The organism is Magnetospirillum fulvum, from assembly GCF_900108475.1.
Taxonomy (GTDB): Bacteria; Pseudomonadota; Alphaproteobacteria; order Rhodospirillales; family Magnetospirillaceae; genus Phaeospirillum; species Phaeospirillum fulvum_A.
On sequence record NZ_FNWO01000005.1, the window covers coordinates 131,109 to 151,336 of the forward strand.

28 protein-coding genes are annotated in these 20,228 nt (G+C 64.3%); 3 read left to right on the forward strand and 25 right to left on the reverse strand.

Going from position 1 to position 20,228, the window contains the following annotated elements; translation table 11 throughout:
- Nucleotides 1-49: 49 nt before the first annotated feature.
- The 7 genes from BLW40_RS07455 to BLW40_RS07485 form a co-directional block, all read right to left on the reverse strand.
- Nucleotides 50-931 (reverse strand): S-methyl-5'-thioadenosine phosphorylase, encoded by an 882-nt coding sequence (locus BLW40_RS07455; RefSeq protein WP_074767101.1) that lies wholly within the window; start codon nucleotides 929-931, stop codon nucleotides 50-52.
- A 163-nt stretch (nucleotides 932-1,094) separates the two neighbouring features.
- A complete protein-coding gene (locus BLW40_RS07460) occupies nucleotides 1,095-1,826 on the reverse strand; it encodes a lysophospholipid acyltransferase family protein (protein ID WP_074767103.1) in 732 nt (243 codons plus the stop codon).
- The gene (locus BLW40_RS07465) at nucleotides 1,823-2,455 is read right to left on the reverse strand and encodes a YdcF family protein (protein ID WP_074767105.1); all 633 of its coding nucleotides are present in this window, start codon (nucleotides 2,453-2,455) and stop codon (nucleotides 1,823-1,825) included. Before BLW40_RS07465 ends, BLW40_RS07460 begins: the two co-directional genes overlap by 4 nt.
- A complete protein-coding gene (locus BLW40_RS07470) occupies nucleotides 2,452-3,342 on the reverse strand; it encodes a cell division protein FtsX (protein ID WP_074767108.1) in 891 nt (296 codons plus the stop codon). The genes BLW40_RS07465 and BLW40_RS07470 overlap by 4 nt, the downstream gene beginning before the upstream one ends.
- Nucleotides 3,343-3,346: 4 nt before the next feature.
- Nucleotides 3,347-4,036 (reverse strand): cell division ATP-binding protein FtsE, encoded by a 690-nt coding sequence (ftsE, locus tag BLW40_RS07475; RefSeq protein ID WP_074767110.1) that lies wholly within the window; start codon nucleotides 4,034-4,036, stop codon nucleotides 3,347-3,349.
- A gap of 92 nt (nucleotides 4,037-4,128) precedes the next feature.
- Complete coding sequence (locus BLW40_RS07480) at nucleotides 4,129-4,953, reverse strand: uracil-DNA glycosylase (RefSeq protein WP_074767112.1); 825 nt, start codon at nucleotides 4,951-4,953, stop codon at nucleotides 4,129-4,131.
- A gap of 3 nt (nucleotides 4,954-4,956) precedes the next feature.
- Nucleotides 4,957-5,460 (reverse strand): FxsA family protein, encoded by a 504-nt coding sequence (locus tag BLW40_RS07485; RefSeq protein ID WP_074767114.1) that lies wholly within the window; start codon nucleotides 5,458-5,460, stop codon nucleotides 4,957-4,959.
- A 125-nt stretch (nucleotides 5,461-5,585) separates the two neighbouring features.
- On the opposite strand from BLW40_RS07485, the gene BLW40_RS07490 reads away from it, so the two are divergent.
- The 3 genes from BLW40_RS07490 (at nucleotide 5,586) to cysK (ending at nucleotide 8,579) form a co-directional block, all read left to right on the forward strand.
- Nucleotides 5,586-6,242: a Tim44/TimA family putative adaptor protein gene (locus BLW40_RS07490; RefSeq protein ID WP_074767116.1), complete on the forward strand. Its 657-nt coding sequence runs from the start codon at nucleotides 5,586-5,588 to the stop codon at nucleotides 6,240-6,242.
- Between the two features lie 10 nt (nucleotides 6,243-6,252).
- On the forward strand, nucleotides 6,253-7,440 hold the full coding sequence (gene mltA, locus BLW40_RS07495; protein WP_074767118.1) for a murein transglycosylase A: 1,188 nt from the start codon (nucleotides 6,253-6,255) through the stop codon (nucleotides 7,438-7,440).
- Between the two features lie 170 nt (nucleotides 7,441-7,610).
- Nucleotides 7,611-8,579, forward strand: a complete 969-nt coding sequence (cysK, locus tag BLW40_RS07500; protein WP_074767119.1) for a cysteine synthase A — start codon at nucleotides 7,611-7,613, stop codon at nucleotides 8,577-8,579.
- 220 nt (nucleotides 8,580-8,799) lie between these two features.
- Here the strand turns inward: cysK and BLW40_RS07505 are convergent, their stop codons facing one another.
- From BLW40_RS07505 to rplN, 18 genes are all read right to left on the reverse strand, one after another.
- Nucleotides 8,800-9,294 (reverse strand): CarD family transcriptional regulator, encoded by a 495-nt coding sequence (locus BLW40_RS07505; RefSeq protein ID WP_074767121.1) that lies wholly within the window; start codon nucleotides 9,292-9,294, stop codon nucleotides 8,800-8,802.
- A 621-nt stretch (nucleotides 9,295-9,915) separates the two neighbouring features.
- Entirely contained in the window at nucleotides 9,916-10,143 is a 228-nt protein-coding gene (locus BLW40_RS07510; RefSeq protein ID WP_074767122.1) for a hypothetical protein, read from the reverse strand.
- Between the two features lie 896 nt (nucleotides 10,144-11,039).
- The gene (gene rplQ, locus BLW40_RS07515; RefSeq protein WP_074767124.1) at nucleotides 11,040-11,462 is read right to left on the reverse strand and encodes a 50S ribosomal protein L17; all 423 of its coding nucleotides are present in this window, start codon (nucleotides 11,460-11,462) and stop codon (nucleotides 11,040-11,042) included.
- Nucleotides 11,463-11,641: 179 nt separating this feature from the next.
- The gene (locus BLW40_RS07520) at nucleotides 11,642-12,658 is read right to left on the reverse strand and encodes a DNA-directed RNA polymerase subunit alpha (RefSeq protein ID WP_074767126.1); all 1,017 of its coding nucleotides are present in this window, start codon (nucleotides 12,656-12,658) and stop codon (nucleotides 11,642-11,644) included.
- A 112-nt stretch (nucleotides 12,659-12,770) separates the two neighbouring features.
- Nucleotides 12,771-13,166: a 30S ribosomal protein S11 gene (rpsK, locus tag BLW40_RS07525; protein ID WP_002725469.1), complete on the reverse strand. Its 396-nt coding sequence runs from the start codon at nucleotides 13,164-13,166 to the stop codon at nucleotides 12,771-12,773.
- 12 nt (nucleotides 13,167-13,178) lie between these two features.
- Nucleotides 13,179-13,556, reverse strand: coding sequence for a 30S ribosomal protein S13 (gene rpsM, locus BLW40_RS07530; protein WP_021132387.1), 378 nt, complete (start codon nucleotides 13,554-13,556; stop codon nucleotides 13,179-13,181).
- A 164-nt stretch (nucleotides 13,557-13,720) separates the two neighbouring features.
- Nucleotides 13,721-14,374: an adenylate kinase gene (locus BLW40_RS07535; protein ID WP_074767128.1), complete on the reverse strand. Its 654-nt coding sequence runs from the start codon at nucleotides 14,372-14,374 to the stop codon at nucleotides 13,721-13,723.
- A gap of 18 nt (nucleotides 14,375-14,392) precedes the next feature.
- Nucleotides 14,393-15,736, reverse strand: a complete 1,344-nt coding sequence (secY, locus tag BLW40_RS07540; protein ID WP_074767130.1) for a preprotein translocase subunit SecY — start codon at nucleotides 15,734-15,736, stop codon at nucleotides 14,393-14,395.
- 193 nt (nucleotides 15,737-15,929) lie between these two features.
- Nucleotides 15,930-16,418, reverse strand: coding sequence for a 50S ribosomal protein L15 (gene rplO / locus BLW40_RS07545; RefSeq protein ID WP_074767132.1), 489 nt, complete (start codon nucleotides 16,416-16,418; stop codon nucleotides 15,930-15,932).
- Nucleotides 16,419-16,479: 61 nt separating this feature from the next.
- Nucleotides 16,480-16,662 carry a 50S ribosomal protein L30 gene (rpmD, locus tag BLW40_RS07550; RefSeq protein WP_002725460.1) on the reverse strand — a complete coding sequence of 61 codons (183 nt, stop codon included), beginning with the start codon at nucleotides 16,660-16,662 and terminating at the stop codon, nucleotides 16,480-16,482.
- A gap of 16 nt (nucleotides 16,663-16,678) precedes the next feature.
- On the reverse strand, nucleotides 16,679-17,305 hold the full coding sequence (gene rpsE / locus BLW40_RS07555; RefSeq protein WP_021132391.1) for a 30S ribosomal protein S5: 627 nt from the start codon (nucleotides 17,303-17,305) through the stop codon (nucleotides 16,679-16,681).
- A gap of 12 nt (nucleotides 17,306-17,317) precedes the next feature.
- Nucleotides 17,318-17,680, reverse strand: coding sequence for a 50S ribosomal protein L18 (rplR, locus tag BLW40_RS07560; protein WP_074767134.1), 363 nt, complete (start codon nucleotides 17,678-17,680; stop codon nucleotides 17,318-17,320).
- A gap of 11 nt (nucleotides 17,681-17,691) precedes the next feature.
- Complete coding sequence (gene rplF / locus BLW40_RS07565; RefSeq protein ID WP_021132393.1) at nucleotides 17,692-18,225, reverse strand: 50S ribosomal protein L6; 534 nt, start codon at nucleotides 18,223-18,225, stop codon at nucleotides 17,692-17,694.
- 14 nt (nucleotides 18,226-18,239) lie between these two features.
- Nucleotides 18,240-18,638 carry a 30S ribosomal protein S8 gene (gene rpsH, locus BLW40_RS07570; protein WP_002725452.1) on the reverse strand — a complete coding sequence of 133 codons (399 nt, stop codon included), beginning with the start codon at nucleotides 18,636-18,638 and terminating at the stop codon, nucleotides 18,240-18,242.
- A gap of 13 nt (nucleotides 18,639-18,651) precedes the next feature.
- The gene (gene rpsN / locus BLW40_RS07575) at nucleotides 18,652-18,957 is read right to left on the reverse strand and encodes a 30S ribosomal protein S14 (protein ID WP_074767136.1); all 306 of its coding nucleotides are present in this window, start codon (nucleotides 18,955-18,957) and stop codon (nucleotides 18,652-18,654) included.
- 14 nt (nucleotides 18,958-18,971) lie between these two features.
- Nucleotides 18,972-19,511, reverse strand: coding sequence for a 50S ribosomal protein L5 (gene rplE / locus BLW40_RS07580; RefSeq protein ID WP_002725448.1), 540 nt, complete (start codon nucleotides 19,509-19,511; stop codon nucleotides 18,972-18,974).
- A gap of 16 nt (nucleotides 19,512-19,527) precedes the next feature.
- The gene (gene rplX, locus BLW40_RS07585; RefSeq protein WP_021132397.1) at nucleotides 19,528-19,848 is read right to left on the reverse strand and encodes a 50S ribosomal protein L24; all 321 of its coding nucleotides are present in this window, start codon (nucleotides 19,846-19,848) and stop codon (nucleotides 19,528-19,530) included.
- Between the two features lies 1 nt (nucleotide 19,849).
- On the reverse strand, nucleotides 19,850-20,218 hold the full coding sequence (gene rplN / locus BLW40_RS07590) for a 50S ribosomal protein L14 (RefSeq protein WP_002725445.1): 369 nt from the start codon (nucleotides 20,216-20,218) through the stop codon (nucleotides 19,850-19,852).
- Between the last annotated feature and the right edge of the window lie 10 nt (nucleotides 20,219-20,228).

Consider the following 20,228-nt stretch of genomic DNA (forward strand, 5'->3'; position numbering starts at 1 on the left):
CGGTGGTGGAAGAGGGTGATCTGCGACATTGAGCGTCGGAGCGGGCGTGTTACAGCACCCGGCCAGCGACCGCGTCGAGGTTGGCGACCAGCGACGGATCGCGGCCTTCGCCATGGGTGATGATCGCGTTGTCGAGGGCGGTGTGACAGCCCTTGGCGCACGGAGCCGACCGACCGGTGACCTTGGGAGCCACGGTCTTGACCAGCAGGCGGGCGCGGTCGGCGTTTTCCAGCAACACCTTGACGATCGCATCGACGGTGACGGCATCGTGATCGGGATGCCAGCAATCGTAATCGGTGACCATCGCGACGCTGGCGTAGCAGATCTCGGCCTCACGGGCGAGCTTGGCCTCGGGCATGTTGGTCATGCCAATGACGTCGCAACCCCACTGCCGATACATCTCGCTTTCGGCCTTGGTCGAGAATTGCGGACCTTCCATCACCAGATAGGTGCCGCCGCGCACGGCGATGATTCCGGCTTCGGCCGCCGCCTGCTCGACGAGGTCGGACAGACGCTCGCAGGTCGGATGGGCCATGCTGACATGGGCGACCAGACCGGTTCCGAAGAAGCTCTTGGCGCGGGCGAAGGTGCGGTCGATGAACTGATCGACGATGACGAAGGTGCCGGGCGGCAGATCTTCCTTCAGCGAGCCGACCGCCGACACCGACAAAATCTCGGTGACGCCCGCCCGCTTCATCGCGTCGATATTGGCGCGGAAGTTCAGTTCAGAGGGGGGAATGCGGTGGCCACGGCCATGGCGCGGCAGGAACACCAGCTTTTGCCCGTCGAGATCGCCGAACAGCAACTGGTCGGAGACCGCGCCGAACGGGCTTTCGACCGTGCGCCATTCCTTGTTGGTCAGTCCGTCGATGTCGTAAACGCCGCTGCCGCCGATAATGCCGAGCACCGGCGTCGAAGTACCGTCCGCCATGAAACCACCCTTTCCGAAACGAAGAACGATCGAGGCGGTGTTAGGACAAAACCGCCGCCGATGCAACCCACCCCGCGCGGCATTGATCCACAGCCGCGCGCACCACGCTCCACAGACTTATCCACAGCCACAGCCGGTCTGTGGAGCAAACATCACAAAACCGTCACTTTTCGTTCAATGCGTGCCGGGCCTCGGCGACGAGACGGTCGCTGGCGGTCTCGATCCGGTTCTCCAGTTCGGCCATGAAGGTCTTGCGGTCGAGACCGGGCGGAATCACGGGAAGAACCTCGATCACGATCTTACCCGGCCGCTTCAAAAAGCCGCCGCGCGGCCAGAAAACCCCTGAATTCAAAGCGATCGGCACCACCGGAAGATTCTGCGAGCCGTACAGCATCGCCACCCCGGAATGATAGGGCAGCTTCGTCCCCGGCGCGGCGCGGGTGCCTTCGGGGAAGATGATGATCTGGCGCCGCTTCGTCGCGGCGACCGAGGCCCCCTTCACCATCTCTTTCAACGCCCGCGTGCCAGCCGAGCGGTCGATCGCGATCACCCCGGACTTGAACAGATACCAGCCGAAAAAAGGTATCCACAGCAATTCCTTCTTCAAAATGAAGGCAGGATCGGGAAAGACCCGGCGAAACGCGAAGGTTTCAAAGGTCGATTGGTGCTTCGACGCGACGATGATCGCACCCTCGGGGATGGTTTCGGCCCCGCGCAACTCCCAGGTCAGCCCGATCAGCACCCGCAGACCCACCATGACACCCGACAGCCAGAATCGCGCCGCGACCACCGTCCAATGCCGCGGCATCACCAGCAGCGGGATGTAGAGGGTCGAGAGCAGCACCGTCCAGCTACACAGATAGACGAAAAACAGGGCGGACCGAACAACGCTCACGGTTTCTTCTCCGGGATAAGGGAGGTGACCAGGGGGCGAACCATCGCCACCAGATATTTACTATATTCCAGCGCCAGCAGATGGATCGTACCGGGCCAGCGCCACCACTGATCCTGCTTGAACGCATCGGGAAAGACCGGATGCGGCACGATCGCCAGCCCCGGCATCGCGCGGTGGAATTCCAGCAACGAGCGCGGCATGTGATAGGCCGCCGTCACCAGACGCAACGAGCCGAACCCGCCCGCCCGCATCCAGGCGGCAGTCTCGACCGCATTGCCGACAGTGTCGTCGGCAGCATGACCAAGCGCGATACAGCGCCCGCCGCAGGACGGCGGCGACGACAGCGGATGAGTCTGGCGCAGCAGATCAGAGAGATCGACACCGCGATGGACGCCCGACACGAACAGCATCCGCGCCTTGCCCGCTTCGAGCAGGGCCAACCCGCCCGCGACCCGCTCGGCCCCGCCGGTCAGCACCACAATGGCATCGGTGACGGTGTCGGGATCCTCGACAGTATCGGGCAACGCGGCGGCGAACCACAGCAGGCCGCCCAGCCACAACGCCGCCACAACCGCCGCCAGCGCGGCGGCGCGGCCGATCGCGGCGAAAATGCCTCGCCCCGTCATCATGGCATCCGCGCCAAGGCGCCGTGGACGGTCAGCCGGGCCGTCAGCATCGCCAGCCCCGCCGCCAGCACCGGCAGCAAACCAAGCACGACATAACCGGCGATCGGCATCCCGATGCTGGGAAGGAAGCCGCCTTCCAGCCGCCGCGCCGCCCAACCCAGCGCCGACAGCGCCGGAACCGCCATCGCCAACCCGAACAGCCCGCCGCCCAGACCCAGGACGAAGGCGCGGTCGGCGAACTGGCGGGCGATATAATCGTCATGCGCGCCGATCAGGTGAAGAACCTCGATGATATCGTGATGGACTGCCATCCCGGTTCGGGTGGCATAGACCACCGTTGCCGAGGTGACAAGGCCGATCAGACCGACCACGACGATCGCCAGCCATTCCATCGTCCGCGACAGGTTGACCAGCCGCGACAGCCACACCCGGTGATCGTCGAGCGAGGCGCCGGGAACGGTGCGCGACAATCGGTCGGCGATTTCGGCCAGATCGATGCGGGCGTCGGGATCAATGGTGACGTCGATCAGGCGCGGTAGCGGCAGATCGCGAACGACGTCGGTGCCGCCCAGCCAGGGTTCGAGCAGGGCCAGGGTCCGGGCCTTGTCCATCGCCCGCACCGCCAGCACGCCGGGAACCAGACGCATCAGATCGACCGCCTGGCGGACCCTGTCCTCGGTGGCGGCCTCGGCCCGATCACCGCCCGCGGGCAGCACCTGGACCGTCACCGTCCCCGAGACATCGTGGTCCCAGCGGCTCATCACCTCATCGACGGCAAAGGCTCCCGACACCGCCATCGCGGCCAGGAACACCATCAGCGCCACCAGCCAGGGCAAAAAGCGGCTGGTCGCGTCTCCCGCCAGGGGAAGATCGGAATGTCGCCCGAACATCGGCTCAGTTCACCCTGGTCACCTGGCCGTGCTCCAGATGCAGGCGCGGATTGTGGGAGAAGCGCGAGACCAGCGATTCGTTATGGGTGGCGACGACGATGGTGGTTCCCAGCTTGTTCAACTCCTCGAACAGATACATCAGCCGCATCGCGATATGGTCATCGACATTGCCGGTCGGTTCGTCGGCCAGCAGAAGATCGGGCCGCCCGATCACCGCCCGGGCGATCGCCACCCGCTGCTTCTGCCCCCCCGACAGGGTCGAGGGCTTGGCCCCCAATTGATCAGCCAGCCCGACCCAGGACAGCAATTCGGGAACGTGCTTCCTGATCTCGGACTCGCGCACGCCGCGGACGCGGAGCGGCAGCGCGACATTGTCGAGCGCGGTGAGGTGGTCGAGCAGGCGGAATTCCTGGAACACGACCCCGATCCGCCGCCGCAGCGCGGGCAATTCATAGCGCCGGGTGGTGGCGATGTCGCGGTCGAACAGCACCACCCGCCCCCGCGTCGGCCGCAGCCCCAGATACATCAGGCGCAGCAACGAGGATTTGCCGGCACCCGAGGGGCCGGTCAGAAAATGGAACGATCCCGACGGCAGGGCGAAGGTGACGTCGCGCAACACTTCCGGCCCCAGGCCGTAGCGCAGCCCCACGCTGTCGAAGCGAATGATGTTTTCCCCACGAGGGCGATGCCGCACGGCGTCTTACTCCCGGTCGGGCCAAAGGATGACACGGCGGGCGGGCGATGGTCCAGAGAGTCGCACGCCGTCCCTGCTCTTTCGGCCGGAACTTATAACTTCTTGCTCAAGAGCAGCAAATCGCGCCACGCCTCGCGCTTGGCTTCGGGCGTGCGCAGCAGATAGGCCGGGTGAAAGGTGGCCAGGGTCGGCACCGGGCGCTGCAATCCGGGCGAGCCGACTTCGAACCAATGCCCGCGCAGCCGGTTGATCCCCTCGGCCCGCGCCAGCAGCGCCGAGGCGGCGGCCCCCCCCAGCAGCAGCAGCAGCGGCGGATCGACCAGTTCGATATGACGAACGACGAAGGGCAGACACACCGCGACTTCGTCATGGGTCGGCTTGCGATTGGCGGGCGGCCGCCACGGCAGAATATTGGTGATGTAGACCTCGGAGCGGTCGAGCCCGATCGAGGCCAGCATCCGGTCGAGCAGCTTTCCGCTCGCCCCGACGAACGGCACCCCCTGACGGTCCTCCTCGTGACCGGGGGCCTCGCCGATGCACATCAGCCGGGGCTGGGCGGCTCCGTCGGCGAACACCGTCGAGGTCGCCGCCTGTTTCAGCGGCAACCCCTCGAACGCTTCCAAGGCCCGGTGCAGTTCGGTCAGGCTGGCGCAGGCGCTGGCGATCTGGCTCGCGGTCCCCGAAGCGGGCGGCGGGCTCCCCGCCCGCCCCGGCGCGACGGATCGCGGGGCAGCGGGAGCATAAGCCGACGCGGACGGAGCGACCGCCGGACGCGGGACCGGTGGCGGCACGGCATAGCGGTCGATCGCGATGTCGCCGATGCATTCATCGACCCCGGCATCGAGATACCAGCGCAGCAGATCGAGCGGATGGGGCAGACCGGACGACCGGTCCGCCGCCTCGCCAGCGAGGCTCATCCCTTACGGCCGGGGATCGACGGGCCGATCCACCGGCGGCGCCTTGGGATCGACCTCGTGAAAGTCGCCGTCGATGATGACCGGACCGGAACCGGACCGCGCACCGCCGCCTGGTCCCGCGCCTGTCCCCGCCCCGCCCTGAGCAACGACGATGGTCGAGGCATTGCGCTCGATCCACAGCCACAACGCGGCACGGACCGGAGCGAGCAGCAGCGCCACCGCCAGGATGTCGGTGAGAAAGCCGGGCAGCACCAGCAGGAAGCCCGCCGCCGACAGACACAATCCCTCGAACGCCGCAGCGACCGGCATTTCGCCCAGCTCCAGCCGCGAGCGGGCGTCCAGCAGCACCGCCAGCCCCTGGCGGCGCAAAATCGAGAGACCAACGAGAACGGCCAACACGGACAGCAGGATCGTCGCGCCGGCGCCAATCACCGCCGACATCTTGACCCACACCATGATCTCGGCGACCGGCAGGGCGATTAGGCCCGCGAACAGCATCCAACCCATGCTTGCTCTTTCCCCCTTCACGGCTTATGTCTTGGACTAAGCCGGTGTTGCACTTCGCCGCATCCCCCCCGTCCCATCTGGGCCGGAAACAGCGGATCACCCCCAGCCTATCCCGGACTCGCTCAATGAACGACGGATTCCATTACCTCGATATCATTTTTTTCGCGATGGTCGCCGCCTTCCTGGTTTTGCGCCTGCGCAGTGTGTTGGGCCGCCGCACCGGGGCCGAACAGCCGCCAGAGCGCTGGGGCGCGGGAGAGGCCGCCAGCAATGTCGTTGACCTCGCCTCGGCCCGCCGTTCGGTGGCCGAACCGGCGCCGGGCAGCCCGGCATCGCGCGGTCTGGCCGACATCCGCGCGCTTGACCGCAGCTTTGACCTCGACGGATTCCTGGCCGGGGCGCGCAGCGCCTTCACGATGGTCGTCACCGCCTTTGCCGCAGGCGACCGCGAGACGTTGCGCCAGTTGCTCTCGCCCGAGGTCTTCGCCAATTTTGTCGCCGTGATTGATGCCCACGCCGCCCGGGGCGATACGCTGACCACCGAACTGGTCTCGATCCGCACCGTCGAGCCGATCGAGGCCGAGGTTCGTGGCGCGTTCTCGGAAATCACCGTCCGCTTCGTCAGCGAGCAGGTCAATCTGCTGCGCGATGCCGAAGGCCGGGTGATCGAGGGCAGCCCCGACCGCATCGTCAACGTCACCGACGAATGGACCTTCCGCCGCGATCCCCGCGCCGCCGATCCCAACTGGCTGCTGGTCGCCACCCGCACCCCCGAAGAATAGGTCGGCGACAATGCGCGCGCTGTGCGGGCTGGCCCTGCTTCTCCTTGTCGCCGCCTGCGCTCCGCTCGCGCCGCCCGAACCGCCCGCCGCCCCCGTCACCGGGGCGCGGATGGGGCTGGCCCCGCTCGGCTATGGCGATTTGCCCGGCTGGTCCGAGGACAGCGCCGCCGACGTGCTGCCCGCCTTGCTGCGGACCTGCGACCGGGTGCTGCGGCTGCCGACCGACCGTTCGATCGGTCATGACGGCATCGCCGGAACCGCCGCCGACTGGTATGCCCCCTGCGCCGCCGCCCGCCGCATCGCCCCCGGCGACCACGACGCGGCCCGGGCGATGTTCGAAACCTTCTTCCTGCCCTGGCAGGTCAGCGCCGACGGTAACCCCGAGGGGCTGTTCACCGGCTATTTCGAGCCCGAGATTGCCGGGTCGAAACAGCGGCGCGGCCGCTTTGCCATTCCGGTCTTGGGCAAGCCCACCGACCTCGTCAGCGTCGATCTCAGCCGCTTCCGCCCCGAGATGCGGGGCGAACAGATCGTCGGCCGGGTCGAGGCCGGGCGGCTGCTCCCCTACCCCGCCCGCAAGGAGATCGAAAGCGGAGCGATCGACGGGCGCGCCCCGGTGCTGGCCTGGACCGACGATCCGGTCGATTTCGCGATCATGCAGATTCAGGGCTCGGGGCGGGTCCGCCTCGATGACGGTTCAGTGCTGCGTCTTGGCGTCGCGGGCAGCAATGGCCATAAATTCGTCGGCATCGGCAAGGTGATGCGAGACGAGGGGCTGCTATCGGGCGATTCCTCGATGCCCGCGATCCGCGCCTGGCTGAAGGAGCACCCCGCCGAAGCCACCGACCTGCTCGCCCGCAATCCCCGCTATATCTTTTACGCCGTCAATACCGGCGACGGTCCGCTCGGCACCGAGGGTGTGGCGCTGACCCCGGAACGCTCGATGGCGGTCGATCCGCGCCATATCCCGCTCGGCGCGCCGGTGTGGGTCGAGACCACCACTCCCGACGGCAAGCCGCTGCGTCGCCTGATGATGGCCCAAGATACCGGCGCGGCGATCAAGGGACCGGTGCGCGGCGACCTGTTCTGGGGCAGCGGCCCCGCCGCCTTCGCCCAGGCGGGGCGGATGAAAAGTCCGGGACGGCTGGTCCTGTTCCTGCCGCAGGCGCGCTCGCCGCGTCTGGCCCTGCTGCCCTAACGCCCGCTCTGTTTGCCTTCGGGACATCGGTCGGGCACCGCCCGTCCGGTGTGCCTCCGCGCGCGCCCTCTCGGCTGGGGGAGAAATTCTGCTTGTCGCGCTTTTCCCGCCGGGCGAAATGAGTTAGTGTATATAAAATCGTTTTTACATTTTTCGCCTGGAGTTTAGAGATGAGCGCAGAGCAGGGTAGCCCGGCCACTTTCCGCGGCAAGATCTACGACAGCATCATCGACACGGTCGGGGCCACCCCGCTGGTGCGCTTCAAGCGTCTGGCCGCCGAAGCCGGGGTCAAGGCCGACATCGTCGGCAAGCTCGAATTCTTCAACCCGCTCGCCTCGGTCAAGGACCGGATCGGCGTCGCGTTGATCGAAGCGGCGGAAGCTTCGGGCGCCTTGCTGCCGGGCGGCACCATCATCGAGCCGACCTCGGGCAATACCGGGATCGCGCTGGCCTTCGTCGCGGCGGCCAAGGGCTACAAGCTGATCCTGACCATGCCGGAAAGCATGTCGCTGGAGCGGCGCAAGATGCTGCAATTGCTGGGCGCGGAAATCGTGCTGACCCCGGCGTCGAAGGGAATGACCGGCGCGGTGCGTCAGGCCGAGGAACTGGCGGCGGCGACCCCCGGCGCGATCATCCCGCAGCAATTCAAGAACGCCGCCAACCCGGCGATCCATTCCCGCACCACCGCCGAGGAAATCTGGGCCGACACCAACGGGCAGATCGACATTCTGGTGTCTGGCGTCGGCACCGGCGGCACCGTCACCGGTATCGGGCGGGTGCTGAAGGCGCGCAAGCCCGACGTCCGGATCGTCGCGGTCGAACCCGAAGACAGCCCGGTCCTGTCGGGTGGCGCGCCCGGCCCGCACAAGATTCAGGGGATCGGAGCGGGCTTCGTCCCCGATATCCTCGACCGTTCGGTTCTGGACGAAATCCTCCAGATCGGCAACGAAACCGCTCTGTCCACCGCGCGCAAGGCGGCGAAGATCGAAGGGATTCCGGTCGGCATTTCGTCGGGGGCCGCTCTTGCCGCCGCGCTGGAACTGGGAGCCCGTCCCGAAAACGAAGGCAAGCTGATCGTCGCGATCATCCCCTCCTTCGCCGAGCGCTACCTGTCGACCGCCTTGTTCGATCAGGCGTGAGACCAAGCTGCGATGAGAATAACTCATTGCAGCGCAGGTTTAGGCCCAAAGGGCCGCGCTCCATGGCGCGGGTGGCAAGGGGTTCGGAGAACCCCGCCCGCCGAATGAGGGCCAGCACGGATCGGTTTCGATCCGTGCTGCTTAGGATAAGTCCCCCACAAACGGGAAGAGCGCGGACGGGATCGTCCACGCTCTTCCCAGGGGGATATCGAAAAAAGGCTCAGGCGGCTTCGAGCAGGCTTTCCAAGCGCGCGGTCGCGGCAATGGTGTCGATCCGCTCGACGGCGGCCAGTTCCGAGGCCAGACGCTCCAGCGCGGCTTCGTAAATCTGACGCTCGCTATAGGATTGGTCGGGCTGATTGGCGTTGCGGTGCAGATCGCGGACGACTTCGGCGATCGAGACCGGATCGCCGGAATTGATCTTGGCTTCGTATTCCTGGGCGCGGCGGCTCCACATCGTCCGCTTGACCTTGGCGCGGCCCTTCAGCGTGGTCAGCGCCGTTTCCATCACGGAACAGGGAGACAGCTTGCGCAAACCGGACTTATGGGCTTTCGTCACCGGAACGCGAAGGGTCATGCGGTCGCGGTCAAAGGTGATGACAAAAAGCTGTAGCTTCATCCCACCGATTTCCTGCGTCTCGATGGCAACAACCTGACCGACACCATGAGTGGGATAAACCACGTAATCGCCCTGGGCAAAAGAAACGACCGTCATCTCTTCGGATTCCCTAGAATGAGGACCAGTGGCGCCGAAGACATCGTCCTCGCGCTCCATCCGGAACGCGATACCATAGCCCGCGTTATTTAACGCGAGGTGGTCTCGATATCGCGGCTAATTTAGGTGAGCGAACTCCCGCTCGGAAGGCCTTACGGCAACCCGTCCGCCAATATAGTTCGGCTGACTTGCCCTTATACCATAGGCAGCTTCCGTTAAGAACAGAAAAATACCGCCGCAGCCTTTAGCCGACCGAAACCCGGCTTTGGTCAAGGAATTCCATACCAAGGGCGAGGCAATATGGACTTAAGCCATGGTCGCCGATGAAGTCGGCGAAGTACTGCCGCTCTGCACATCCTAAAGTCGCAGAGACTCTCGATTCCAATTCATGACAGCATTGAGCGGGCGCAATATCGTCGGAAATCATAACAATATCGAGACGACCCGCATCATTCCAAGGCGCCCGTCACTCAAGCGGCGGCCCGCAGCCACCGTCCGGTCCCGCCCCTGCGGCGACCCCACCGCCCCCACCCCCAATCAGCATGGTCAATTGGGGGGACTGTCGGCCGGGCATCCGCCCGGTCCCGACGCACCTTTCCGTTTCGGACCGTCCAAAACGAACTACACTTCTGTCCCGGCCGGAGCCCGGCAGAAGAAATCCGGATCGGCCAACGTCGAGGCCGAAACGGTAATCATCGTCTTGGGGTGGGTCTTGTTGTAGAGACGAGCATGCAGAATACCATCGACATGCTCGAATATCTTCTCGACCACCCACACGGTCTTTTTATTATCATGGGCCTTGACGAACATGTCACCGACCTGTGCGTCGAACGACTTGCGCTTGAACATTCCTGATCTCACCACTCTGGACAGACACAAACGAAGGTGCCGGGGATGCCCGGCCCCGGCCAGTCAGAGCCTATATGAGGCATGGCACACGGTGAAGTAAAGCCCGACCCATACTCAAACCCGGAATCGGCCTTCAACAGCACCCCAGGACCGGATAACGGGGGTCAAACCCACCCCATCCAGCCCTTGCCGCGTGACCGGGAACTTGTCCAAGCCGAACCGCCAGGCCTTCGTGGGGCGGCCCCATCCCCGCCCTTGCACGGGGGCGGGGCGGAGATGGTGCCCCGCCCCCGCAAGCCCCGGCGATCGAGCCCCCTGCGGACGAGCGGAGAACGGGCCGCAGCAGGGCGTCGCCACCGCTCTGCGTCGATTGACCATCGACTGGCGTGGATTCGGGTCGGAACGGAGACGTGCCGTAAAAACCGAAGCCCCGCGGGAGACATTGCTCGGCGCGGGGCTGGTTGTTTTCAATGGGCCTTTTGGCCCTGGAAATTCGGCGTAACAGCCGACACGGTAAGTATCTGTGATGTATTAAAGGTCGGTGCCGGAGTTTTCGACACCTCAAACATGACCCGGTGGAGTCATTTCCTTGATGATTTCCTCCTCCTCAGTCGTGGAGAACCACGAAAACGGTGAAGTCGTCGACCTTATAAATACCACTTACTTCGTGAAGCTGAATTCCTTTCTTCCTCGTTACAGTCATGAGTATTGCTCCGCTTCAACAGCGTGTCAAGACCCTTACGCACAGATGACAACGCCCGCCGGTGCGAGGCGCACCACGGGGCGGAGTGGATCGGATTTCGAAGGAAAGACACGAAAACGGGGAGAAGCCGGACCGGCCTCTCCCCGCAACGCGGAGGTCCGACACGGCCTAAGCCGCATCGGACCGAAGCGGACTAGTCTTCCGACTCGTCTTCGGCGCGATCGGCGGTCGGGCCGGAATCGGCACCCTTGGCGGCCGGATTGCGATCGACCAGCTCGATGATCGCCATCGGGGCGCAATCGCCATAGCGGAAGCCGGCCTTCAGAACGCGGGTGTAGCCGCCGTTGCGGGCCTTGTAGCGCGGGCCGATCTCGGCGAACAGCTTGGCCACCACCTTGTCGTCGCGCAGGAAGGCATAAGCCTGACGGCGGGCGTGCAAATCGCCACGCTTGCCAAGGGTGATCAGACGCTCGACCACCGGACGGAGATCCTTGGCCTTCGGCAGGGTGGTCTTGATCTGCTCGTGCTTGAGCAGGGCGTTCGACAGGCTGACGAACAGGGCCTTACGGGCGGAACTGTCGCGGTTCAGCTTACGGCCGGACATACCATGACGCATGAAAAACTCTCCTCGTCGCCTAGGCCTCGCCGGGCGAGACCGATCGTCGGACCGTCACCGCCAAATCACCCGGGGGTGAAAAGTACGGCACGGGCGGGTCGGGATGACCCTCTGGGCAAAACAAACGGCGCGAGCGATCCAATATCCCGCAGGATGGCTCACTCGCGCCGGTCGGTCGATCAGTACGGCTCTTCCAGCTTCTTGGCCAGTTCCTCGATATTCTCGGGCGGCCAGTTCGGAATTTCCATACCCAGGTGCAGACCCATCTGCGCCAGCACTTCCTTGATTTCGTTCAGCGACTTGCGCCCGAAATTGGGAGTGCGGAGCATCTCGGCCTCGGTCTTCTGGACCAGATCGCCGATATAGATGATGTTGTCGTTCTTCAGGCAGTTCGCCGAACGGACCGACAGCTCCAACTCATCGACCTTGCGCAGCAGGTTCTTGTTGAAGGGGAGTTCGTCCCGCTTCTCTTCTTCGACGACCTGGGTCGGCTCTTCGAAGTTGATGAACAGCTGCAACTGGTCCTGGAGGATGCGGGCGGCCAGGGCCACCGAATCCTCAGGGGTAACGGCGCCGTTGGTCTCGATCGTCATCGACAGCTTGTCGTAATCGGTGACTTGGCCGACGCGGGTGTTTTCGACCTTGTAGGCGACGCGGCGGATCGGCGAGAAGATCGCGTCGATCGGAATAAGACCGATCGGCGAATCTTCGGGACGGTTCTGCGACGCCGGGACATAGCCCTTGCCGGTCTCGACGGTGAATTCGATGTTGAGCGTGGCGCCCTCGTCGAGGGTGCACAACACCAAATCCTGGTCCATGATCTCGATGTCGTGACCGACCTCGATCATGCCCGCCTTGACTTCACCGGGGCCGATAGCGCGCAGATGCATCCGCTTCGGACCTTCGCCGTGCATACGCAGGCCCATCGTCTTGATGTTGAGGATGATGTCGGTGACATCTTCCCGCACACCGGGGATGGACGAGAATTCGTGCAGCACGCCGTCGATCTGGATGGCGGTCACCGCCGCGCCCTGCAACGAGGACAGCAAAATCCGGCGCAGGCTGTTGCCCAGCGTCATGCCGAAGCCACGCTCCAGCGGCTCGGCAACAACGACGGCAACCCGCTGCGGGTCGGCGCCGGGCTCGACATTGAGCTTGCCGGGCTTAATCAATTCCTGCCAGTTTTTCTGAATCACGGGCGTGACCTCATGCTGGGATCAGGGGGAGGGAAACCGCAACGGACGAACCGCCGACTCCTCTCCCGTGTGGGAGAGAGGAGCGGCGGCCCAAGTCCGGTAGGAGACCCGATCAGACGCGACGACGCTTCCGCGGCCGGCAGCCGTTGTGCGGGATCGGCGTGACGTCGCGGATCGACGTGATCTGGAAGCCAACAGCCTGCAACGCGCGCAGCGCGGATTCGCGACCGGCACCCGGTCCCTTCACCTCGACTTCCAGGGTCCGCATGCCATGCTCGGACGCCTTGCGGCCGGCATCTTCGGCGGCCACCTGGGCGGCATACGGCGTCGACTTGCGCGAGCCCTTGAAGCCCTGCATCCCGGCCGACGACCACGAAATGGTGTTGCCCTGGGCGTCGGTGATCGTGATCATGGTGTTGTTGAACGTCGCGTTGACATGCGCTACGCCCGAAGTGATGTTTTTGCGCTCGCGACGGCGGGGACGCGCGGCAGCAGCAGGCTTGGCCATCTGAGGTGTTCCTTACTTCGTCACTTTCTTCTTGCCGGCAATCGGCTTCGCCGGACCCTTGCGGGTACGGGCGTTCGTGTGAGTGCGCTGGCCGTGGACCGGAAGGCCACGACGATGGCGCAGGCCGCGATAGCAGCCGAGGTCCATCAACCGCTTGATGTTCATCGCCACGGCACGACGCAGGTCACCTTCGACCTGGTAATCGTGATCGATCAGTTCGCGGATCTTCAGCACTTCGTCGTCGGTGAGCTGATTGACGCGCCGATCTTCGGGGATGCCCAGCGAAAGGGTGATTTCCCTGGCCTTGGTGCGGCCGATGCCGTGAATGTAGGTCAACGCGATCATGACGCGCTTGTTCGTCGGAATATTGACGCCAGCGATACGAGCCAAAGCTGGTTACTCCTTCACCAGATAAATCCGCGCCAGGGAACACCCGGAGCTGTTAGCGACAAACGCACTCCAAGGCTTCTCCCAGGCCGGGGAAACCGAAGGTGCGGGATTATAGGGCGATCCGGCCAAGAGTCAACCGTTTCGCGGACCAGACCGGACCGGCGTCAGCCGATCCCGCCCAAAATGTCTTCCAGAGCCCGGGTGACCTCGGCGATCTCCTGGGTTCCATCGACCACCTTCAACGTGCCCTTGCCCTCATAGTAAGGAAGCAGCGGCGCGGTCTGGGCGTGGTAGGTTTCCAGACGCTTGGTCACCGTTTCGACGCGATCATCGGGGCGGCGAACGAACTCGGTGCCGCCGCAGGAATCGCAGGTGCCCTCGACCTTGGGCTTCTGGAATGTGTCGTGATAGCCCGCGCCGCACTTGGCGCAGGTGTAGCGGCCGGTGATCCGCTCGACGATGAACTCGTCGGGAACGCGGACCTCGATCGCCAGATCGAGCTTTTTGCCCTTGAGGGCCAGCATCGCGTCCAGAGCCTCGGCCTGGGCCACGGTGCGGGGGAAGCCGTCGAAGATCGCGCCCTTCGCCACGTCGGGCTGATCGAGACGTTCGTCGATGATGGCGATGACGATCTCGTCCGAAACCAGCTGACCGGCATCCATCACCGCCTTGGCGCGGCGGCCGACCTCGGAGCCGGACGCCACGGCGGCGCGCAGCATGTCACCGGTCGAAAGCTGGACCAGACCGTGCGTCTCCTGGAGCCGCTTGGCCTGGGTTCCCTTGCCGCCACCAGGCGGCCCGAGCAGAACGAGATACATCATGCCTCCCCTATTTTCTTAACGACGGCCGCGCAGCCGGGACTTCTTGATGAGCCCCTCATACTGGTGGGCCAGAAGATGCGACTGAATCTGCGACACCGTGTCCATCGTGACCGACACGACGATCAGCAGGCTGGTGCCGCCGAAGTAGAACGGCAGAGAGAATTTCGAGATCAGCACTTCCGGCAGCACCGACAGCGCGGCCAGATAGATCGCGCCGACCACGGTCAGACGGGTCAGGACGTAATCGAGATAGTCGGCGGTGTTCTTACCGGGACGGATACCGGGGATGAAGCCGCCATACTTCTTCAGGTTCTCCGACGTCTCGGTCGGATTGAACACCACCGAGGTATAGAAGAAGGCGAAGAACATGATCAGGGCGACGTACATGCCGATATACAGCGGCTGACCATGCCCCATCAACGCGGCGGCGGTCGATAGCCATTCCGGGCCGCCCTGGGCGCTCAACTGCGCCACGGTGGCCGGCATCAGCAGGACCGAGCTGGCGAAGATCGGCGGGATCACGCCGGCCGTGTTGACCTTCAGCGGCAGATGCGACGAATCGCCGCCGAACATCTTGTTGCCGACTTGCCGCTTCGGATACTGGACGATGATCCGACGCTGGGCGCGCTCGAGGAACACGATGAAGGCGATCACCAGGATCGACATCAGCAGAATGCCGATGATGACCAGGACCGGCAGGGCGCCGGTGCGGCCGAGTTCCAACGTGCTGCCAATCGCGGCGGGCAATTCGGCGACGATACCGGCCATGATGATCAGCGAGGTGCCCTGACCGATGCCGCGCGCGGTGATCTGCTCACCCAGCCACATCAGGAACAAGGTGCCACCGACCAGGGTGCACACCGCCGAGAAGCGGAACACCAGATGGTTGTCCATATACACCGCCGCCCCGGCCGGTCCGCTCATGCTTTCCAGCCCCATGGCCATGCCATAGGCCTGGACGGTCGCGATCGCCAGCGTCAGGTAGCGGGTGTACTGGTTGATTTTCTTCCGCCCGGACTCGCCTTCCTTCTTGGTGGCTTCCAGGCTGGGAATGACCGACGTCATCAGCTGAATGATAATCGACGCCGTGATGTACGGCATGATGTTCAGCGCAAAGATCGTCATGCGGTGGAGCGCGCCACCGGCCAGCATGTCGAACATGCCGAGGATGCCGCCGCCGTTCTGTTTGAACAGCTCGCCCAACACCTGCGGATCGACGCCCGGCAGTGGAATCCAGGTTCCCAGGCGGTACACCACCAGGGCGGCCAGGGTGAACCAGATCCTTTTTTTGAGGTCGGTCGCCTTGGCGAACACGCCAAAATTCAAGTTCGAGGCGAGCTGCTCGGCAGCGGAGGCCATGCCTTACTCCCGGTTCCAGTGAGACGTATAGTCGATCGTCGCAATCGTTTACGACATCCGCGCCCCGACCACCACCCCCAAATTCCGTCCGCCCCCGCCGCGACGAAGCGGACGGAGGCGGTTGCGGAGAGCGTGGCGCGAGGTCGAAAGCGGTGAGGTCAAGCGTCGGACGGCGGGGCCGCCCGACGAAGGCTCACGCCTCGACGGCGGCCGCGGGAGCCTTCGGAGCCTTGATCTCCACCACGCCACCAGCCTTTTCGACGGCGGCGAGAGCGGCGGCCGAAGCCCCCACGACGGAGAGGGTCACCTTGGAGGTCAGCTCGCCACGGGCCAGCACCCGGACGCCATCCATGATCTTGCCGATCAGACCGGCGGCCTGAAGAGCGGCGGCGTCGATCGTCTTGGTGGCGTCGATGCGGCCGGCGTCGATCGCGGCCTGGAGACGGCCCAGATTGACCTCGGCGAACTCAAGGCGGAACGGGGTCTTGAACCCACGCTTGGGCAGACGCCGGTAAATCGGCATCTGACCGCCTTCGAAGCCATTGATGGCCACGCCGGTGCGGGAGCTCTGACCTTTGACACCCGAACCGGAGGTCTTGCCCTTGCCCGAGCCGATACCGCGGCCGACGCGCTTCGCCTTGTAGCGAGCGCCCGGATTGTCGCGAAGTTCGTTCAGCTTCATTGTCTTTAGTCCTCGTGACCGGATCGCCGGGCAGCTTTACAGCCGCCCGGCGCCGGAGATCCTATTCTTCGACCCGCACCAGATGGCGGACCTTGGCGATCATGCCGCGAACAGAGGGGGTATCCTCCAGTTCATTGGTCCGGTTCATCTTGTTGAGGCCCAGGCCCACCAGAGTGGCCCGCTGATCGGCCGGACGGCCGATCGGGCTGTGGATCTGGGTGACTTTCACGGTCTTGGCGGCCATGGTTCGTCTCTCCCGTTCAAGCAGCGGTGGCGGCGGCGGCGGTGCCGTCGCGGCGGCCGATGATGTCACCGACCTTCTTGCCGCGCTTGGCGGCGACCGAACGCGGCGAAGCCATCGCTGTCAGAGCGGCGAACGTCGCCTTGATCATGTTGTGCGGGTTCGAGGTGCCCAGGCACTTGGCCACCACGTCCTGCACGCCCATGGTCTCGAACACGGCGCGCATCGGGCCACCGGCGATGATGCCGGTACCGGCCGGAGCCGCCCGTAGCACGACGCGACCGGCACCGAAATGCCCGAACGAATCGTGGTGAAGGGTACGACCCTCACGCAGCGCGATCTTGATCATGTTGCGCTTGGCCTGTTCAGTGGCCTTGCGGATCGCTTCCGGAACTTCACGGGCCTTGCCCGATCCGTAGCCGACGCGGCCCTTGGCGTCACCGACCACCACCAGAGCGGCGAAGGCGAAGCGACGGCCGCCCTTGACCACCTTGGCGACGCGATTGATGTGGACCAGCTTGTCGACGAATTCAGATTCCTCGCGCTCGCGCGGGGACTGCTCGCCGCCACGGCCGCGGGGAGCCCGCTCGCCGCGCTCGCCGCCGCGGCCCCGCTCGGGCCGGTCAGTATTGGGAGTACGTGCCATTGCTCATCATCCTCAGAAAGACAGGCCGCCTTCGCGGGCCGCATCGGCCAGGGCTTTGACCCGACCGTGGTAGATATAACCGCCACGGTCGAACACCACCTCGGTGATGCCGGCCGCGACAGCCCGCTCGGCGAGCAACTTGCCGACGGCAGCAGCCGCCTGCTTGTCGGCACCGGTCTTCAGCGAGTCCTTCAACGACTTGTCCAGGCTCGACGCAGCGGCGAGGGTAACCCCTTGCAGGTCGTCGATGACCTGGGCGTAAATGTTCTGACCAGAGCGGAAGACCGACAGCCGCAAACGACCGTGGCTCTTCGCTTTGAGGCTCTGCCGGGCGCGCCGCTTGCGGCGCTCGAAAAGATCCTTCGGCGTCATCATGGCGGTGCCCCTTACTTCTTCTTACCTTCCTTACGCAGGATGGTCTCGGTTTGATATTTGATACCCTTGCCCTTGTAGGGCTCGGGACCACGGAAGGCGCGGATTTCCGCCGCGATCTGACCGACGCGCTGACTGTCGCGGCCCGAGATCGTGATGGCGGTCGGCTTCTCGCACTTCATGGTGACATCAGCCGGGATCGGGAAATTGATGTCATGCGAATAGCCGAGCTGGAGCTTCAGCACGGACCCTTCGACCGCGGCGCGATAACCGACGCCGTTGATCTCGAGGTTGACGGTAAAGCCTTCGGAGACGCCCTTGACCATGTTGTTGATGAGGGCACGGGTGGTGCCCCACATCATACGCGCATGCTTGGACTCGTCCTTGGGCTTCACCCAAACGAGGTTGCCGTCGAGGGTGACCTCGACATTGTCCCGCAGGGCCAGCTGGGATTCACCCAGCTTCCCCGAAACGGTCAGGTTCGGGCCGGTGATCTTGACGGAGACCCCCGACGGCACCGAGACCGGATATTTGCCGACTCGCGACATTGTGAGAGCCTCCGTTAGAACACTTCGCAGAGGACTTCGCCGCCGACGTTCTGGGCGCGAGCCTCAGCGTCGGACATCACGCCGCTCGGGGTCGAGAGGATCGAAATCCCCAGCCCGTTGGCGACGCGGCGAAGGTCGGCGATCTTGGAATAAACGCGACGGCCCGGCTTGGACACGCGCGAGATTTCCCGGATCACCGGCTGACCCTCGTGATACTTCAGTTCGATCGAAAGCTCGGACACACCCTTACGGACGTCGACGCGGCTGTAGCCGCGGATGTAACCCTCGCGAACCAGGACCTCGAGCACGTTGGAGCGCAACGCAGAGGCAGGAGCAGTGACGGCGGTCTTATGCGCACGCTGTCCGTTACGGATGCGGGTGAGCATATCGCCGAGAGGATCGGACATGGACATGGCGAGTCCTCCCTTACCAGCTGGACTTGACCATGCCGGGAATCTGGCCCTGCGAGGCGAGCTCGCGCAGCTTGTTCCGGCACAGTTTGAATTTGCGATAATTGCCGCGCGAACGGCCGGTGACTTCGCAGCGCAAACGCACGCGAGTCTTCGACGAGTTGCGGGGCAGTTGCGCCAGCTTCAGGGAGGCCTCAAAGCGCTCCTCGGGGCTGGTCTCGCGATCGTTGGCGATCGCCTTCAGACGCGCGCGGCGGGTCGCGAACTGCTTCGCCATCCGCTCGCGCTTCTTGTTGCGCTCGACAGAGCTGACCTTAGACATTACCCAAACCTCCCTCAGGCCACGAACGGCATGTCGAAGCCTTTGAGGAGAGCCTTGGCTTCCTCATTGGTATCGGCCGTGGTGACGAAGATGATGTCCATGCCTCGGATGGTGTCGACCCGGTCATAATTGATTTCCGGGAAAACGAGCTGTTCCTTCAACCCGAGAGCATAATTGCCGCGCCCGTCAAAGCTCTTGGCCGGGACGCCGCGGAAGTCGCGGACGCGAGGCAGGGCGATGTTGATCAACCGGTCGAGGAATTCGTACATCCGCTCAGCACGCAAGGTGACCTTGCAGCCGACCACCTGACCTTCGCGCAGCTTGAACTGCGCGATCGAGGTCTTGGCCTTGGTCACGACCGGCTTCTGACCGGCGATCAAGGTCAATTCGGCGATGGCCGATTCGATCTTCTTGGCGTCCTGGGCAGCCTCACCGACGCCCATGTTGATGACGATCTTCTCGAGCTTCGGCACCTGCATCGGGTTCTTGTAGGAGAACTCCTTCTGCAGGGCCGGGCGGACGACCGTATCGTAGTGATTGCGCAAACGTGCCATCTGTCTCGTCCTTCCCTTACCGGTCGATGACTTCGCCGGAGCGGCGCGCGACGCGCACCTTTCGGCCGTCCTCGAGGACCTTGTGACCGACGCGGGTCGGCTTGCCGTCTTTCGGATCGACATGCGCGACGTTGGAGACGTGAATCGCGGCCTCCTTCTCGACGATGCCGCCCGGATTGGACGGGGTCTGGCGCTGGTGGCGCTTCACAAGGTTGATGCCGGAGACGATGACGCGGTTGTCCTTCGGCAGGGCGGCGATGACTTCGCCTTTCTTACCCTTGTCCTTGCCGGTGATGACAACGACCTGGTCACCCTTCTTCACATTGAGCGAGGTCATGTTAGAGCACCTCCGGAGCCAGCGAGATGATCTTCATGAACTTCTTACCGCGAAGCTCACGGGTGACCGGCCCGAAAATACGGGTCCCGATCGGCTCGCCCTGCTTATTGATCAGCACGGCGGCATTGGTGTCGAACCGGATCGCCGAACCGTCGGCCCGCCGGATTTCCTTGGCGGTACGAACGATGACGGCGCGGTGCACGTCGCCCTTCTTAACGCGACCCCGGGGGATCGCCTCCTTGATGGAAACGACGATGACGTCGCCCACCGTGGCGATGGTGCGGTGCGAACCGCCCAACACCTTGATGCACTGCACCCGGCGGGCTCCCGAATTATCGGCGACGTCCAGGTTGGTTTGCATCTGGATCATGTCACGGGTT